This is a genomic window from Micromonospora sp. NPDC049114 (genome assembly GCF_040648635.1).
Classification (GTDB): domain Bacteria; phylum Actinomycetota; class Actinomycetes; order Mycobacteriales; family Micromonosporaceae; genus Micromonospora.
Genome location: NZ_JBEZEA010000012.1, coordinates 128,366 through 144,753, shown reverse-complemented (window position 1 = coordinate 144,753; position 16,388 = coordinate 128,366). Strand labels below are relative to the sequence as shown.

Annotated in this window: 13 protein-coding genes; 9 read left to right on the top strand and 4 right to left on the bottom strand. The window is 72.9% G+C overall.

The genetic code is table 11. The features are described 5' to 3' along the window. Nucleotides 1–275: 275 nt before the first annotated feature. Nucleotides 276–875, bottom strand: a complete 600-nt coding sequence (locus AB0B39_RS27220) for a hypothetical protein (protein WP_234582068.1) — start codon at nt 873–875, stop codon at nt 276–278. Between the two features lie 229 nt (nt 876–1,104). On the opposite strand from AB0B39_RS27220, the gene AB0B39_RS27215 reads away from it, so the two are divergent. The 8 genes from AB0B39_RS27215 to AB0B39_RS27180 all read left to right on the top strand — a co-directional run bounded on the left by AB0B39_RS27215 (nt 1,105) and on the right by AB0B39_RS27180 (nt 11,474). After that, nucleotides 1,105–2,595 (top strand): catalase, encoded by a 1,491-nt coding sequence (locus tag AB0B39_RS27215; protein WP_357496071.1) that lies wholly within the window; start codon nt 1,105–1,107, stop codon nt 2,593–2,595. A 243-nt stretch (nt 2,596–2,838) separates the two neighbouring features. Further along, nucleotides 2,839–5,283, top strand: a complete 2,445-nt coding sequence (locus AB0B39_RS27210; RefSeq protein ID WP_357496073.1) for a nitrate- and nitrite sensing domain-containing protein — start codon at nt 2,839–2,841, stop codon at nt 5,281–5,283. Then, complete coding sequence (locus AB0B39_RS27205; RefSeq protein ID WP_234582163.1) at nt 5,283–5,705, top strand: roadblock/LC7 domain-containing protein; 423 nt, start codon at nt 5,283–5,285, stop codon at nt 5,703–5,705. The genes AB0B39_RS27210 and AB0B39_RS27205 overlap by 1 nt, the downstream gene beginning before the upstream one ends. Beyond that, nucleotides 5,695–6,084, top strand: coding sequence for a DUF742 domain-containing protein (locus AB0B39_RS27200; protein WP_234582164.1), 390 nt, complete (start codon nt 5,695–5,697; stop codon nt 6,082–6,084). The genes AB0B39_RS27205 and AB0B39_RS27200 overlap by 11 nt, the downstream gene beginning before the upstream one ends. Beyond that, on the top strand, nt 6,065–6,667 hold the full coding sequence (locus tag AB0B39_RS27195) for an ATP/GTP-binding protein (protein ID WP_234582070.1): 603 nt from the start codon (nt 6,065–6,067) through the stop codon (nt 6,665–6,667). The genes AB0B39_RS27200 and AB0B39_RS27195 overlap by 20 nt, the downstream gene beginning before the upstream one ends. 151 nt (nt 6,668–6,818) lie before the next feature. Next, the gene (locus tag AB0B39_RS27190) at nt 6,819–7,856 is read left to right on the top strand and encodes a lactonase family protein (protein WP_234582071.1); all 1,038 of its coding nucleotides are present in this window, start codon (nt 6,819–6,821) and stop codon (nt 7,854–7,856) included. A 165-nt stretch (nt 7,857–8,021) separates the two neighbouring features. Continuing rightward, nucleotides 8,022–9,776 (top strand): substrate-binding domain-containing protein, encoded by a 1,755-nt coding sequence (locus AB0B39_RS27185; protein ID WP_234582072.1) that lies wholly within the window; start codon nt 8,022–8,024, stop codon nt 9,774–9,776. A 213-nt stretch (nt 9,777–9,989) separates the two neighbouring features. Beyond that, a complete protein-coding gene (locus AB0B39_RS27180) occupies nt 9,990–11,474 on the top strand; it encodes a sugar transferase (protein ID WP_357496077.1) in 1,485 nt (494 codons plus the stop codon). 10 nt (nt 11,475–11,484) lie between these two features. Here AB0B39_RS27180 and AB0B39_RS27175 read toward each other — a convergent pair whose 3' ends face one another. Then, the gene (locus tag AB0B39_RS27175) at nt 11,485–12,615 is read right to left on the bottom strand and encodes a PP2C family protein-serine/threonine phosphatase (protein WP_357496079.1); all 1,131 of its coding nucleotides are present in this window, start codon (nt 12,613–12,615) and stop codon (nt 11,485–11,487) included. A gap of 57 nt (nt 12,616–12,672) precedes the next feature. On the opposite strand from AB0B39_RS27175, the gene AB0B39_RS27170 reads away from it, so the two are divergent. Beyond that, nucleotides 12,673–13,353: a MarR family transcriptional regulator gene (locus AB0B39_RS27170; RefSeq protein WP_357575734.1), complete on the top strand. Its 681-nt coding sequence runs from the start codon at nt 12,673–12,675 to the stop codon at nt 13,351–13,353. Nucleotide 13,354: 1 nt separating this feature from the next. On the opposite strand, the gene AB0B39_RS27165 is transcribed toward AB0B39_RS27170, so the two are convergent. Beyond that, nucleotides 13,355–15,028: a SpoIIE family protein phosphatase gene (locus AB0B39_RS27165; RefSeq protein WP_357575733.1), complete on the bottom strand. Its 1,674-nt coding sequence runs from the start codon at nt 15,026–15,028 to the stop codon at nt 13,355–13,357. Between the two features lie 117 nt (nt 15,029–15,145). Next, nucleotides 15,146–16,384: an ROK family transcriptional regulator gene (locus AB0B39_RS27160; protein WP_357575732.1), complete on the bottom strand. Its 1,239-nt coding sequence runs from the start codon at nt 16,382–16,384 to the stop codon at nt 15,146–15,148. Nucleotides 16,385–16,388: the final 4 nt, after the last annotated feature.

Here is a 16,388-nt window from a genome sequence, read left to right as displayed (position 1 = left end):
GTCGTCGGTCCGGTCCCGGAAGGCTCCCGGGTCGGTGCCGTTGGCCCGCTCGTGCTCGTCCGCCGGGTCGGGGTCGATGGTCGGGTCGTGGTCGGTGGCCCGGTCGTGGTCGGTGGTCGGATCGTCGAAGGTGCCCCGGTCGTCCAGGGCGTCCTCGGGTACGTCCGAGCGGGCGGCCCGGTCGTCGGTCGGCGGCACCGGCACCGGTGCGGACCGGACGGCCTCCGGATGGTCGTTGCTCACCTGCTGCTCTTCGTGGCGCATCGGTGGCCTCCTCAGCGGCTCGTGGCGTCGTGCGGAGTGTCCGGGTGGGAACCCTGTTCGGGCGTGCGCTGACCGACCGGCTCCTCGCCGAGCAGGTCGGCGAAGAGGGCCCGGTAGTGCACGACCGCCTGGCGCAGCTCCTCGGTGCTCGCCTCGCCCCGCGAGTTGCGGAGGTGGATCTCGTGCGCGTCCCGGTAGTTGGTCAGCGTGCGGGCGTGCTCGACGGAGAGGTGGGCGATCTGGTCGGAGAAGTCCCCGGTCGGATAGCCCTGCTCCTCGATGAGCCGGGTGACCAGTTCGTCGGCGTCACCCACGGTCTCGCCCGGCGAGTCGATGAAGCGGATCTGGAGCTCTTCCCAGGCGGCGGCGTAACGGGCCCGCGACTCCGGGCTGAGCGGGGTGAGCGTGAGCTCGGAGTGCCGGCGTTCCCGGTCGCGCAGCTCGCGCTCCGCGGCGGACCGGCTGTCCTGCTCCTGCACCACCCGGTCGTACTCCGGCCCGAACCGGCTGCGCAGCGCGCGGCGACGGCCGACCGTCCGGACGGCCACGGCGATCGCCGCGACGATCACCAGCACGACGAGCACGATGACGATTATCTGCGTGGGCGACATGGGCTCCTCCTTCGTCCTCTGGTATTCCCTCCGCGTACTGATCGCCAATCCCGATCCGAGGCACTTTCCTCGCTGGTCTCGGCCGGGGTCGCCACATTTCGGCGCAAAAACTTGACTCATTCCAGATAACGCGCTTGGGTGGGTGGTGCCCGCCGTACGCCCGCGAGCGACCCGCCCGACCGACCCGGGACCGGTCAGGCACGCCGCACCACGCATCCGGAGGAGACCGATGAGCGACCCGCAGGCCGACAGGCCGACCCTCACCACCCGCCAGGGTCACCCCGTGCACAACAACCAGCAGCAGCGGACGGTCGGCTCACGCGGGCCTGCCACGCTGGAGAACTACCACTTCCTGGAGAAGATCAGCCACTTCGACCGGGAGCGCATCCCGGAGCGGGTGGTGCACGCGCGCGGCTTCGTCGCGCACGGCGAGTTCGAGGCGTACGGGACGATCGGCGACAAGCCGGCCGCCACGTACACCCGGGCCAAGCTGTTCCAGACCAGGGGCGCGAAGACCCCGGTCACCATCCGCTTCTCCACGGTCATCGGCGGCCGGGACTCCTCCGAGGCCGCCCGCGACCCGCGCGGCTTCGCGGTGAAGTTCCGCACCCAGGACGGCAACTGGGACCTGGTCGGCAACAACCTGCAGGTCTTCTTCATCCGCGACGCGATCAAGTTCCCCGACGTGATCCACTCGCTGAAGCCCGATCCGGTGACCTTCCGACAGGAGCCGAACCGCATCTTCGACTTCATGTCCAACACGCCCGAGTCGATGCACATGCTGACCTGGCTCTTCTCCCCGTACGGCATTCCGCGCAACTACCGCACCATGCGCGGGTCCGGCGTGAACACCTACCGCCTCGTGAACGCGCAGGGCGAGGGCGTGCTGGTCAAGTTCCACTGGCTGACCCAGCAGGGCGAGCACAACCTGACCCAGGCCGAGGCGGACGCCATCCAGGCCACCGAGCTGGGCCACGCCTCGAAGGACCTGTACGAGGCGATCGAGCGCGGTGAGTACCCGCAGTGGGAGCTCAACGTGCAGATCATGAGCGACGACGAGCACCCCGAGCTGGACTTCGACCCGCTCGACGACACCAAGATCTGGCCGGAGGAGCAGTTCCCCTACCTGCCGGTCGGCATGATGACGCTCAACCGCAACATCACCGACCACCACAACGAGAACGAGCAGATCGCCTTCGGCACCGGCGTGCTCGTCGACGGGATCGACTTCTCCGACGACAAGATGCTCGTCGGGCGGACGTTCTCCTACTCGGACACCCAGCGCTACCGGGTCGGCCCGAACTACCTGCAACTCCCGGTGAACCGGCCGCGCGAGGACGTCCAGGTCAACACCAACCAGGGCGGCGGTCAGATGTCGTACGGGGTGGACGACCGCGGCGGCAACCCGCACATCAACTTCGAGCCGTCCTCGGTGGCCGGTCTCCAGGAGGCCGACGAGTCCTACCGGGAGTACCGGCCCTTCGTCTCCGGGCACGTCATGAAGGCCCCGATCGAGCGGCAGAACAACTACGCGCAGGCCGGCCGCCGCTTCCGCGAGATGACCGACGCCGAGCGCGACGACCTGGTGCACAACCTGACCACGCTGCTGGCCCAGTGTGACAAGCACATCCAGGAGAAGATGGTCTGGCACTTCAGCCAGTGCGACGCCAGCTACGGCCGCCGCGTCGCCGAAGGGCTCGGCCTCGCCGACAACGTCTGATCCGTACCGCGCCGGCACGAGCGCCCCACCGGTCACCGGTGGGGCGCTCGTCGTACCGGGAGGCAGGCGCGTTCCGCAGCGTCGATGTCGGTGCGACGGGCGGTAGTGCAACCGGGCGCGATTACGTATCCTGCCCAAGGCGCCCGCGCCGGTGCCCGGCCTGACGACCGGGTGCGCGACCGGCGAGCGCGTTGCCCGGCGGTGCCGGCGCCCCTCCTGCCACCCCTTGACGGGCGAGGTCTGATGAGAACCCGCGACTGGCCGATCCGCTCGAAGCTGACCGCGTTGGTCGTCGCTCCGGTGACCGCGCTCCTCGCGCTGTGGATCTTCGCGACGACGTTGACGTTCGGCCCCGCCCTCAACCTGCTCTCCGCGCGCACCCTCCTGTACGACCTGGGCCGTCCCGGCGAGGCGGTCGTCACCGAGCTGCAACGCGAGCGTCGACTGTCGGTGGTGCAGCTCGCCGGCACCACCGAGCTGCCCGCCCTGGCCGAGCAGCGCCAGCGTACGGATCGGGCGATCGCCGAGCTGCGCCGCCGGGTCGACGGGGAGGCGTTGCGCGACGCCGCCGACGAGCTGTTGGAGGACCGGGTCGACCGGCTGGTCACCGCGCTGGCGGCGTTGCCGACCGGACGCGACTTCATCGACGACGGCATGATGGACCGCGCCGGGGCTCTCGGCCTCTACAGCGGCATGGTCACGGCAGCCTTCCAGGCGTTCTCCGCGATGGCGAATCTGAGCGATCCGGCAATCAACCGACAGGCGCTGGCCCTCACCTCGCTGGGCCGTTCCCGGGAGCTGCTCGGCCAGACCGACGCCATGCTGGCCGGCGTGCTGACCGCCGGCACGTTCGCCGAGGGGGAGCACGCCCTGCTCGTGCAGGCCATCGGCAACCAGCGGTGGCTCACCGAGAGCGCAGTGGCCGACCTGCCCGAGGCCGGGCGCACCGCGTACCAGCGACTGACCGAGAGCCCGGAGTTCACCAGCCTGCGCGCGATGCAGGACGCGTTGATCGGGGCCAACCGGTCCGGGCGGCCACCTGTGGACGCGGCGTCGTGGCAGACCAGCCACGACGCCGTACAGCAGCAGTTGCGTGACTTCGAACTGTCCGAGGCCGACGCGCTCACCGACCGTTCGGTGCCGATGGCCGTCTGGATCCTGGTCCGGCTGGCAGCCGCCGGTGTGCTCGGACTCGCCGCCGTGGTGGTCTCGGTGCTGGTGTCGCTGCGGGTCGGCCGCACGCTGGTCCGGCGACTCAGCGGGGTCCGTACCGCCGCCCTGGAGCTGGCCGAGCACCGACTGCCGGACGTGGTGACCCGACTGCGCCGCGGCGAGCAGGTCGACGTCGCCCGGGAGGCGCCACCCCTGGAGTACGGCAACGACGAGATCGGCGAGGTCGGGCGGGCCTTCACCGAGGTGCAGCGCACCGCCGTCCAGGCCGCCGTGGACGAGGTCACCCTGCGCCGGGGGCTCAACGAGGTGTTCCTCAACATCGCCCGACGCAGCCAGGGCCTGGTGCACCGGCAGCTGCACCTGCTGGACCGGATGGAACGTCGCGCCGAGGACCCGGACGAGCTCGCCGAACTGTTCCAGGTGGACCACCTGGCCACCCGACTCCGCCGGCACGCCGAGGACCTGGTCATTCTCGCCGGCTCCGCGCCGGGCCGAGGGTGGCGCAACCCGGTCGCGATGGTCGACCTGGTCCGCGGCGCGATCAGCGAGGTCGAGGCGTACGACCGGGTGGACATCACCACCGTGCAGCCGGTCGGCGTGCTGGGTCGGGCGGTCGGCGACATCATCCACCTGCTCGCCGAGCTGGTCGAGAACGCCACCGCCTTCTCACCGCCGGACACCCGGGTGACCATCAGCGGGGAGCAGGTCGCCAACGGGTACGTCCTGGAGGTCACCGACCAGGGGCTGGGAATGTCCGCTGCCGCGCTGGAGAGCGCCAACACCCGGCTGGCCAGCTCGCCCGAGTTCGACCCGGCGCAGAGTGCCCGACTCGGCCTGTTCGTGGTGGCCCGGCTGGCGGCCCGGCACGCTGTCCGCGTACAGCTGCGGTCCTCCGCGGCGAGCGGCGTCACCGCCGTGGTGCTGGTCCCCGCCGACCTGATCACCACCGAGCCGCCGGCCGGCCCCGACCCCGCCACGCTGCCCGCCACGGCGGGCGACCGGCGGCTGGCCCGACCGGTGCGCCGAGGCGCGGTGCCCCGGCCCCGCGCCGGCCGTGGCAGCACGGCCGTGGCCGCGACCGCCACCGACGACCTGCCCACCCTGGCCCTTCCCACCGGCCCGACGCCCGACCGCCCGTCCGCCGACGGATCGGGCGCCAGCGCCGACGTCCCTGGCGCCGACGGCGGGTCGTCCTCCGACGGGACGGCTGACGACCTGGAGGGGCTGCCCCGCCGGGTGCGCCGGCGTACCCCCACCGCCCAGCCCCGGTCCACCGTCGCCGACGCGCCGTCGCCACGTTCGCCGGAGGAGGTACGCCGGGTCATGGCGGCCCTCCAGGCCGGTACCGCACGCGGCCGGGCCACAGTCGTCGCCCCGGGCTCGACCGCTCGGGGCGGTGCGCCCGGCACCACCGCTCCGGCGAACCGCGCGGATGCGACCCCGGCTGCGGCAGGCCCGACACCGGCGCCTCCGACGGCCTCCGAACCTCCGACCGCGACTGAGAGGGACGCCTAGTGCGGCAGACGACGAAGCAGAGCGCCAGCCTCGACTGGTTGCTCGACGAGTTGGTGCAACGGGTGCCGGCCGCCCGCGAGGCGGTGGTGCTCTCCGCCGACGGGCTGCTGCTCGGCGCCTCGGCCGAGCTGGAGCGCTCCGACGCCGAGCACCTCTGCGCGCTCGCCGCCGGGTTCTCCAGCCTGGCCCGGGGCGCGAGCCGGCACGTGGACGGCGGTCCGGTCCGGCAGACGGTGGTCGAGATGGAGTCGGCGTACCTCTTCGTCACCGCCGCCGGGCAGGGTGCCTGCCTGGCCGTGGTGAGCGACGCCGACGCGGACATCGGCCTGGTCGCGTACGAGATGGCGATGCTCGTCATCCGCGTGGGGGAGAACCTCACCGCCGCCGCCCGAGGATCGACGGATGCCGGTGATGCGGGCTGAGCCGCCCGGCCCCCAGCACGAGTGGCTGGACGGCGACGCGGGCCCGGTGGTCCGCCCGTACACGCTCACCGGCGGCCGGGTGCGCTCGGCCGTCGACGGGTTCGACCTGGTCGCGTTCGTGCTGGCCGCCTCGGACCTCGACCTGGCGGCCCACCCGCAGCTGCCGCCGGAGCACCGGCGGCTGGTCACGTTGGCCGGACGTCCGGTGTCGGTGGCCGAGCTGGCGGCCGAGCTGGACCTCGCGGTCGGGGTGATCCGGGTGCTGCTCGGTGACCTCCTCGCTCAGGGGCTGGTCGCGGTGCACGAGCCGCCGGCCGGCAGCGACCTTCCCGACGACGACATCCTCAAGGCGGTGGTCAGTGGACTCCGTGCGCTATGACCAGGCGGGCACCTCGGTCACCGTCCCGCTGGCACTGAAGATCCTCATCGCCGGGGGCTTCGGTGCCGGCAAGACGACGCTGGTGAGCGCGTTGAGCGAGGTTCGACCGTTGCAGACCGAGGAGGTGCTGACCGACGCCGGCGTCGGCACCGACGACATCTCCGGGGTGGAGGGCAAGTCGACCACCACGGTGGCGATGGACTTCGGCCGGATCACCATCAACGACGACCTTCAGGTGTACCTGTTCGGCACCCCCGGCCAGGACCGGTTCTGGTTCCTCTGGGACGAGCTGGCCTTCGGCGCCCTCGGCGCGGTGGTGCTCGCCGACACGCGGCGGCTGGCCGACTGCTTCCCCTCGATCGACTACTTCGAGCAGCGGGGCATCCCGTTCGTGGTGGGCGTGAACTGCTTCGAGGACACCCGTCGGTTCGAGCTGGAGACCGTACGCCGGGCGCTCGACCTGGATCCGGACGTGCCGATGGTGCTCTGCGACGCCCGGGACCGGCAGTCCGGCAAGCTGGTGTTGATCTCCCTGGTCGAGCACGTCGCCCGGCAGCGCGGTGAGCCGGTGCCGGCCGCCTGACCCGACCCCGCCGTGCGGGCGGGCGACCTGGCACCGGCCCGCCGACGCGGGATCGGCGGGCCGATCCGGTCCCCGGAAAGCCGGTTAGCGGGTCGGCTCCGTGGGCAGCTCTGGTTGGATCTACTCCAGGATGCCGGCAAAGGGGTGCAGCGTGACTGGTCAGGGCGGGATCGTCCACATCGGGGGTTACACCGCGCAGAGCGGAGGGCGGGGCAGCGGCATCGTCGCCGCTCACCGGGACCCGGCAACCGGGGTGCTGACCTCCCTCGGCACGGTGGCGGTCACGCCGTCGCCGTCGTTCCTCGTGCGGCACCCCACCCGTCCGGTGCTCTACGCGGTCAACGAGCTGACCGACGGGGCGATCAGCGCCTGGCAGGTCGGTCCGGACGGCGCGCTGGACGCGCTCGGCAGCTTCTCGACCGGCGGCGCCGAGCCCTGTCACCTGGCGGTGCTGCCCGACGGTGACCATTTGGCGGCGGCCAACTACGGCGGCGGCAGCGTCGCGGTCTTCCCGCTCGACGCGCAGGGCGTTCCCGGCGAGCGCACCGATCTGGTGGTGCACGAGGGGCACGGCCCCGACCCGGAACGCCAGGACCGGGCGCACGCCCACATGGTCTCCCCGGGCCGGGGTCGAGGGCCGCTGCTGGCGGTGGATCTCGGCACCGACTCGGTCTACCGGTACGACCTGGACGGGGCGAGCGGGCGGCTGGTCCCGCGCGGTCCGCGGATGCGGACGGCGCCCGGCACCGGGCCCCGGCACCTGGCCCGCCATCCCGACGGCCGGCGCTGCTATCTGGTCGGCGAGCTGGACGCCTCGGTCACCGCGTACGAGTTGACCGACGACGGGGCGCTGCACCAGCGTGGCCGGGTCGAGGCGAGTGAGCGGGCGGGCCACGTCCAGCCGTCGGAGGTCGCGGTCGACCCGGACGGCCGTTTCCTCTACGTCGCCAACCGCGGGGTCGGCACCATCGCCGTCTTCGACCTGGCCGGTGAGCTGCCCGAGCTGGTGGCCGAAGTGGACACCGGCGGTGAGTGGCCGCGGCACTTCGCCCTCATCGGCGAGCACCTGTACGTCGCCGACGAGCGGGCGGACATGGTGCGGGCCTTCCGGCGGGACGCGAGCACCGGCATCCCGGCACCGGTCGGCGAGCCCGTCGCGGTGGCGAGCCCGACCTGCGTGCTGCCGTGAGTCGGTCGGGCGGCGGGACCGGACGTGAGAGAGAAACCGGTTTGGCAACGGCGTGGGGCCATCTCGTCACACTCTGTTGCTAAAAAGTGATCAACTGTTTCTCCTGCGTAACTTTAGTCCGAACGGATGTGGCAGAGACGGCACCTAATACGCAAGATGGTCAGCGTGTCAGCAGGCCGCCATCGCATGCGTTCGAAACTCCATCTAGCAGCCGCCGCCGCGACGGCGACGGTTCTCGTCGTCACCACCGGCGTCTGGTTCGGCTATAAGGAGCTGATCCAGCCCAGCTGTTCAGGAGAGATTCGACTCGCCGTCGCGGTCGCCTCCGAGCTGGCGCCCGCGGTGGACGCCGCCGCGTCCCAGTGGGTCAAGGACGGCGCCGCGGTCGGCCCCACCTGCATCCGGGTGGACGTCTCGGCGTCCGACCCGGTCGACGTGGCCGCCGTGGTGGCCGCGAAGCACGGTGCCGTGCTGGCCGGCGTCGGTCAGGCCAGCGGAACGGCCGTCACCCCGGACGTCTGGGTGCCGGACTCGTCGACCTGGCTGCTGCGTCTGAAGAAGGACGCCACCGCGTTCGCGCCGACCAACGGCGCCTCCATCGCGCGCAGCCCCGTGGTCGTGGCGATGCCCGAGCCGGTGGCCACGCGGCTGGGGTGGCCCAACGCCAAGTTCACCTGGACCGATCTGCTCAAGCAGGTCAACAGCAGCAAGCCGCTGCGTACCGGCATCGTCGAGCCGACCCGGGACGCGGCCGGCCTGTCCGGCCTGCTCTCGCTGACCACGGCCGCCAGCGGCTCCGGCGGGGACGCGCAGCGCAAAACCGTCGGCGCGCTGCGGGCGCTGGCCACGGGTCGCTCCTCGCTCCGCAACGACCTGCTGGCCCGCTTCCCGACCGCCACGGACCCGACGTCCATCGCGAGCGCGCTCGGAGCGGCGGCGCTCTCCGAAGAAGACGTGATCGCCTACAACAGCAAGAAGCCCCCGGTGCCGCTCGCCGCGCTCTACATGGAGCCGGCCCCGATGCCGCTGGACTACCCGTACGCGGTGCTGCCCGGCATCGAGCCGACCAAGGCGGCCGCGGCGAAGGTGCTGTTCGAGCTGCTCACCGCCCCGAAGTTCCGGGACCGGCTGGCGGCGCAGTCGCTGCGCGGTCCGGACGGCAACTGGGGTGCCGGCTTCAACGCGCCGCAGGGCGCCCCGAGCCCGGCCGGCGGCGCGTCGACCGCCCCGGCGGCCGGCGGCACCGCGGCGGGCGGCCTGGACCCGGCCGCGATACAGCGTGTCGTCTCCAGCTGGTCGATCGCCACCCAGTCCGGCCGGATGCTCGCCGTCATCGACGTCTCCGGCTCGATGAAGGACCAGGTGCCCAGCGCCAACAACCGCAGCCGCGAGGAGGTCACCGTGGACGCGGCCCGCCGCGGCCTGGGCCTCTTCGACGACTCCTGGTCCATCGGCCTGTGGACCTTCTCCACGAAGTTGGTCGGCAACCGGGACTACCGGGAACTGGTCCCGATCGGGCCGCTCTCCGGCCAGCGGACGCAGTTGGAGGGGGCGCTGGCCACGATCAAGCCGTCCAGCGGTGACACCGGCCTCTACGACACCATGCTGGCCGCGTACCAGGCGGTGCAGGAGGACTGGCAGCCTGGCCGGGTCAACTCGATCGTGCTGTTCACCGACGGCAAGAACGAGGACGACAACGGTCTCAACCAGGCGCAACTGCTCGCCAAGCTCAAGCAGATCGCCGACCCGGAGCGGCCCGTGCAGGTCATCATGATCGGTATCGGCGAGGGCGTCAGCAAGACCGAGTTGGAGTCGATCACCAAGGTGACCGGCGGCGACGTGTTCGTCACCAAGGACCCGAACGAGATCGGCAGCATCTTCCTCACCGCCATCGCGCGCCGCCCCCCGGCGCCGCGCTGACCGGCCGCACAGCAGGAGAAACCCGCCGTACCGCGTCAGCGGTGCGGCGGGTTCCTTTTATGGCCGCAGGGTTGAAGAAAAGTGACGGCAATACGTCGGAAGCAATCGGCAGTCATAGTTATCAGGGCAGGATGTCGACGTGTCCCGGCATCGTCCGTCCGCCTCCGGTCCGACTCGTCGGCCGGGGCCGTCCTGAGCAGAGTGGGAGGGCCGGTGACCGCGGCGACCCTGTTGACCCCTGCCAGCACCTCGGCGACTCCGGAAGGCCCGCCGAACGGGCTGGTGGCCCGCGCCGACGAACGGTCCTACGTCCGGGTCCTGGTCGTGCTGGACACCACCATCCTCATCATCGCGCTGCTCGTCGGGTACGTCGGCCGGTTCGGGGACGAGGAGCCGGTCGGCTCCAAGATCCCGTACGTGCTGGTGGCGCCGGGGTTGGTCCTGGCCTGGCTGATCTCCCTCAAGGCGCTCGGCTGCTACGACGACCGGGTCGTCGGCTACGGGGCGGACGAGTACCGGCGGGTCAGCTCGGCGAGCCTGCGGCTGGCCGGCGCGATCGCCATCGCCGGCTACATCGCCGACGTCGGCGTCTCCCGGGGTTTCCTCGGCATCTCGTTCGCGGTCGGCACCCTCGGGCTGGAGGTGACCCGGTTCGTCGCGCGCAAACGCCTGCACCGGGCCCGCTCGAAGGGCGCCGGCTGGTCGCGCAAGGTGCTCGTGGTGGGCGACACCGCACACGTCCTGGAGTTGGTGCACACCCTGCGCCGGGAGCCGTACGCCGGCTATCAGGTGGTCGGCGCGTGCATCCCCGACGCGCTGCTCGCTCCGGTGGCCCAGCGACTCGGTGACGTGCCGGTGGTGGGTTCGTTCCGGGGCATCCCGGAGGCCGCCACCGCGATCGGGGCGGACACGGTCGCGGTGACCGCCTCCGGTGAGCTGACGGCGGCCCGACTGCGTCGGCTCGGTTGGCAGTTGGAGGGGACCGGCGTCGACCTCGTCGTGGCACCCGCGCTTACCGACGTGGCCGGCCCGCGCATCCACACCCGTCCGGTCGCCGGGCTCCCGCTGATCCACGTCGAGGCGCCCGAGTTCCGCGGTGCCCGCAAGCTGGTCAAGGGGTTCGTCGACAGGTCCGCGTCGTCGCTGGCGTTGGCGTTGCTGCTGCCGCTGATCGCGGTCATCGCGGTGGCCATCAAACTGGACAGTCGGGGGCCGGTGCTCTTCCGCCAGGTCCGGGTGGGCCGGGGCGGGCAGGAGTTCGGCGTGTTCAAGTTCCGGACGATGGTGGTCAACGCCGACGCGCTGCTCGCCGAGCTGGCGACCCGCAACGAGACCGACGGCCTGATGTTCAAGATGCGCGACGACCCTCGGGTGACCCGGGTCGGCCGGCTGCTGCGCAAGTGGTCGCTCGACGAGCTGCCGCAGCTGGTCAACGTGCTGCTGGGCCAGATGAGCCTGGTCGGGCCGCGTCCGCCGCTGCCCTCGGAGGTCGCCCGCTACGACGGTGACGTGGCCCGGCGGCTGCTGGTCAAGCCCGGCATGACCGGGCTGTGGCAGGTCAGCGGCCGGTCCGACCTGAGCTGGGAGGACGGCATCCGACTCGATCTCTACTACGTGGAGAACTGGTCGCTCGCCGCCGACCTCACCATCCTCTGGAAGACCGCCGGTGCGGTGCTGAACAGCCGCGGCGCGTACTGACCGCCGCCGTTCACTCCTGCGGGCCGGTCCAGTCCAGGCAGACCACCACGGCGTCGTCGACGAGGTCGCCGGCCACGAACGCGCGCAGGTCGCCGATCAGCGACCGTACGGCGTCCAGCGGCTCCATCGGGCCCGTCCGGCGCAGGAACCGGTCCAGTGCCGTCTCGCCGTAGCGCACGCTCTGCCCGGTGGCCTCCACCACGCCGTCGCTGACCACGAAGAGCCGGTCGCCGCGTTCCAGCGTGAACGTCTGCTCGTGGTAGTCGGTCGCCTCGAACATGCCGAGCGGGAACTGCGCCTCCAGCGGTTGCTCGGTGACCTCCCCGTGCCGCAGCAGGACGAGCCGTGGCGAGCCGGCGTCCACCACTGTCATCGTCCCGGAGCGCAGGTCCAGCTCCATCAACAGCACGGAGAGGTGCCGCTTGCCCCGGTACTCGTCGTAGATGGCCTGGTCGGCGAGGGCTGCCTGATCACCCAGACCGAGGCCGGCCCGGCGGGCGTTGCGCAGCGCGTGGGTGGCCAGCGACGTGAGCAGGGAAGCCGCGACGCCCTCACCGGTTCCGTTGACCGTGGAGAGCCAGAGCTTCTGCCCGTCGTCGGACCAGTCGAAGCTGTCCCCCCGCACGGCGTACGCCGGCTCCAGCTGCCCGGCCAGGCTGAACGAGGGGCGGATCCGGCTGCGGCCGGGGAGCAGGTCCCACTGCATCTCGGCGGCCAGCGTGAGCCGCTGGCTGCGCCGCGCGACGCTGTAGACGTCGGTGCCGGGGGAGACGGCCGCCAGCTCGTGCGCGAGCGCGGTGGCGATGTCGGCCAGCTCACCGAGCACTGCCGGGTCGTCGGCCACCGGCGCCAGGCGCAGGACGCCCCGCCGCTCGCCGCGCATGCTGACCGGCACCCAGGCGGTGCCGTCGACCAGCAGGGGCGACTGGTGGTCGAAGGCACGCCAGGCGGGGTGTCCGGCCCCCCGCAGGGAGTCACCCTCGGTGAGTGGCAGCAGCTCCGAGAGGCGGTAGTCGACCTGGTACAACTCCGCTTCGGTGATCCCGTACGCCTCGTCGAGGATCCCCCCGATGCCGCCCACGAGACGGTCGGCGGGTGTCTCGTTCAGGGTACGTCGTGCCCGATTGACCGGTTCGCTCATCAGGCCTCCTTGATCAAAGCTCGACGACCAGTGGCTTCGGAGTACTCTCGGGCCACCATGGCCGAAGAACACGGTCCACCGGACCCTGCGACGAGTATGGCTGCCGCATTGGACGCGGCGGCGGGTGCCCTGTTGGGCGTATGGGATTCCGCCCGGGAGGCGACCGCCAGCCGGGTTTCCGGAGCCCAACTACGGGCTGTGATGGTGGTCGAGCAACACGACGGGATCAACCTACGCCGGCTCGCCACCCGCCTGGACATGTTGCTCAGTTCCGCGAGCCGGCTCTGCGACCGCCTGGTGGCGGCCGGCATGCTGGAGCGCGAGCCGGGCCGCTTCGACCGGCGGGAGATCTCCCTGCATCTCACCCCGGAGGCCCGTCGACTCCTCACGGAGCTGCGTGCGGACCGCCAGAAGCGGATTTCCGCCGTGCTGGCGGCGATGACGCCGGCAGGCCGGGCCGCCCTGGTGAGCGGGATGCGGGAGTTCGACGACGCCGCCCGTCGGCAGCAGGCCCGAAGCGGCTCGGCGCCGGATGACGGGGACCGGCCGCCGGGGCGGGACGACTGGCCGGACGACGCGGACCCGCGGGACCCGGACCGGCCCACCAGGCCGGCGAGGGACTCGTCGGAGCACCCGGAGCCGTCGACCCGAGCGGTGTGGCAGAGCGGCCCCGAGCGGGCGGTGGGCCCGGCCCGCGAATGGCCCACCGGTGAGCCGCCGGTGGCCCGGACCGCCTGACTCAGTCCGGCGTCGACGCGCACACCGCCAGCATGGCGATGTCGTCGTGCGCCTGCCCGCCCAGCCATTCGTCCACCACCTGGAGCAGCCTGTCGACAAGCGCGGCCGGAGGCAGCCCGGCAGCGGCGGCGAGCGCGGCGCGCAGCCGCTGCGCACCGAACTTCTCGGCGTGGATCGGCCCGCCGTTCGCCTCGGTCACCCCGTCGGTGTACGCGAGGAGCAGGTCGCCCGGGTCGAGGTGCACCCGGGCCTCGGCGAACCGGGCGTCGGCCAGCGCGCCGACCGGCATTCCACCCACCGGAACCGGGACCACCGAACCGGCGGCGGTGACCAGCAGCGGCGCGGGGTGGCCGCCGCCGGCGATCCGGATGTCCACCCCCGCCGGCCCGCGCTCCAGTGACCCGAGCAGCAGGGTGGTGAGCTGGCTGCGCCGTGCGGCGTCGGGCGCGTCGAACAGGGTGCGGTTGAGCAGGTGGATCAGCTCCAGCGGTCGCTGCTCGACAAGTCGCAGGGTCTGCAGCGACTGGCGGACCCGGCCGGTGAGCACTGCCGCCCCGACGCCCTTGCCGGACACGTCGCCCAACGCGAACAGCGCGCCCCGCGCGTGCGGGAAGACCTCGTAGAAGTCGCCGCCGATGCGCAGCGTGTCCCCGGCGGCCCGGTAGCCGCCGGCCATGCGCACACCGGGCACCGCCGGCAGCTCCGGCGGGAGCAGGCTGGTCTGCAACACCCGGGCCAGGTGGGCCTGCTCGCCGTACAGCTCGGCGGCGGCCAGCGCCGCGCCGGCCCGCGCGGCGAACTCGCGGGCCAGCTCGACGTCGCGTGGATCGAAGCCGGCCCGCCCGGCACGGCGGACCAGCACCAGCGCGCCGGCCGACCCCCCGGAACCGGGCATCGGGCTGACCAGCACCGCGCCCGGCCGGCCGAACCCGGCCGGAAGCACCGCGCTCAGGGCCGCGGCCTCGACGTCCCGCCGAGGGCTCGGCTCGGTGGGTACGCCGTCGAGCGCCTCGCTGAGGCCGGGGACGGCGTCGGCCAGCTCCGGGCCGGCGACCCCGGTGACCGGGGCGGGGTCACCGTCGGCGTACCGCGTCCAGCGCGGGTGCGGCTCGGCCGGCGCGGGCGGCCGGAGCACCGCCACGGCCGCGTCGGCCAGGTACGGCACGGCGAGGGTGGCGGTGGTGCGGAGCGTCTGGTCCCGGTGCAGGGACAGGCCGAGCCGGCTGCCGGCCTGGGCGAGGAACGCCGTACGGGAGCGTTCGGCCAGCAGGGCGTCGGTGCGGGCGTGTTCCTCGGTGACGTCCCGGACGTACCAGGCGTACCGGCTGCCGGCGAGCTGCCGTCGACCACCCCGCAGGTGCCGGCCGTGGTGCTCGGCGTCGAAGCTCTCGGCGCCGTCCCGGACGGCCCGGGCCAGTGCCGCCACCTGACACTCGGACAGCTCGACACCCGTGACGATCTCCGGGAGCAGGTGGGCGGCCCGGGCGTTGACGAGGGTGACCCGGCCGGTCTCGTCGGTCGTCAGCACGGCCTCGGCGAGCCCGTCGAGCAGTTCGCGGGCCAGCGGCGAGTCGGCCGGCAGCGCACCGCCGCCGGACTGGCGGGTCGGTCGGCGCGACGCCTGCCCGTCGCCGTCGACCGGACCGGCGATGCCGCCCCGTCGGGTCGTGGTCACGGCCCGACGCCGCCGGGTGTCCGACGACCTGTACGCATGCTGCTCCCGGCTCCTCGCCTGCCGATCGTTGCTCGACGGCAAGCGTACCGAGCCGTACCGACGCACGCCCAGAGCGCGTCAGGCGGAGCGGTTCAGCCAGCCTGCGGGGCGGGCGACGATCCGCCGTACCACCGAGCCGGCCGCGCCCACGGCGGCGGCCTCCGGACCGAGGGTCGAGGGCCGGACCGTTACGGGTGACCAGGCGGCGGTGAGCACCCGGGCCGCGATCTCGGCGAGCACCGGCGGGCACAGCCAGGGCGCCAACGGGGCGTACCCACCGCCGAGCACGACGGTGTCCAGGTCCAGCAGGTTGACCACGCCGGCCACCGCCACCCCGAGTGCCGTACCGGCGTCGTGCAGCGCCCGCAGCGCGGCCGGGTCACCGGCCTCGGCCAACTCGGCCAGCCGCGCCGTCGCGGTGTCCGCGGGAAGCTCCGCGCGTACCAGCCCGGCGCCGGCCACGATCGCCTCCTGGCCGGCGTACTGCTCCAGGCAACCCTGCCCTCCGCAGCGGCACGGACGGCCCTCGGGGTGGACCGGGAGGTGGCCGATCTCGCCGCTCCAGCCGCGTACGCCGCGGAACAGCGCGCCGTCCAGGACGATCCCCGCGCCGATGCCGACCTCGCCGGAGATGTGCAGGAAGCTCGCCGGGCCGGGCGGGCGGGAGTGCAGCTCGCCGAGCGCCGCGAGGTTGGCCTCGTTGTCCACCACCAGGGCCGGTACGCCCGGCACCTGATCGGTCAGGGGCGGGTGCCCGCTGAGCAGTTCGGGAACCGCGACGTCGCGCCAGCCGAGGTTCGGCGCGAGCCGGACCAGGCCGGCGTCGTCCACCAGGCCGGGTACGGCGAGCGCGGCTCCGGCCAGGGTGAGGCCCTGGCGGGCCGCGTCGGTGCGGGCCTCCCCGGCCAGGTGGACGAGGCGGGCCAGCGCGTCGGCGGGGGCGACCGGGCGCAGGTCGGCCCGGTGCACGGTGCGGTGCCGGACCTGGCCGGCGAGGTCGACGACGCATACCGTCAGGTAGTCGACGTTGACCTCCAGGCCGAGCCCGGCCGGGCCCTGGTCGGCCAGGACCAGCCCCCGGGCCGGCCGTCCGGCGCCCGCCCGGGGCGCCGGGTCGGCCTCGCTGACCAGTTGGCCCGCGAGCAGGTCCTCGACCACCGCCGAGACGGTGGCTCGGGTCAGGCCGGTGGCGGTGGCCAGGTCGGCCCGGGACGGGGGGCGGTCGGCGGCGGCGATCCGGCCGAGAACCAGGGCGAGGTTGAGCTCGCGGAGGCTGCCCTGACGGGCTGCGCCGGCCGGGGCGTGGGTGGGGCTCACCCCT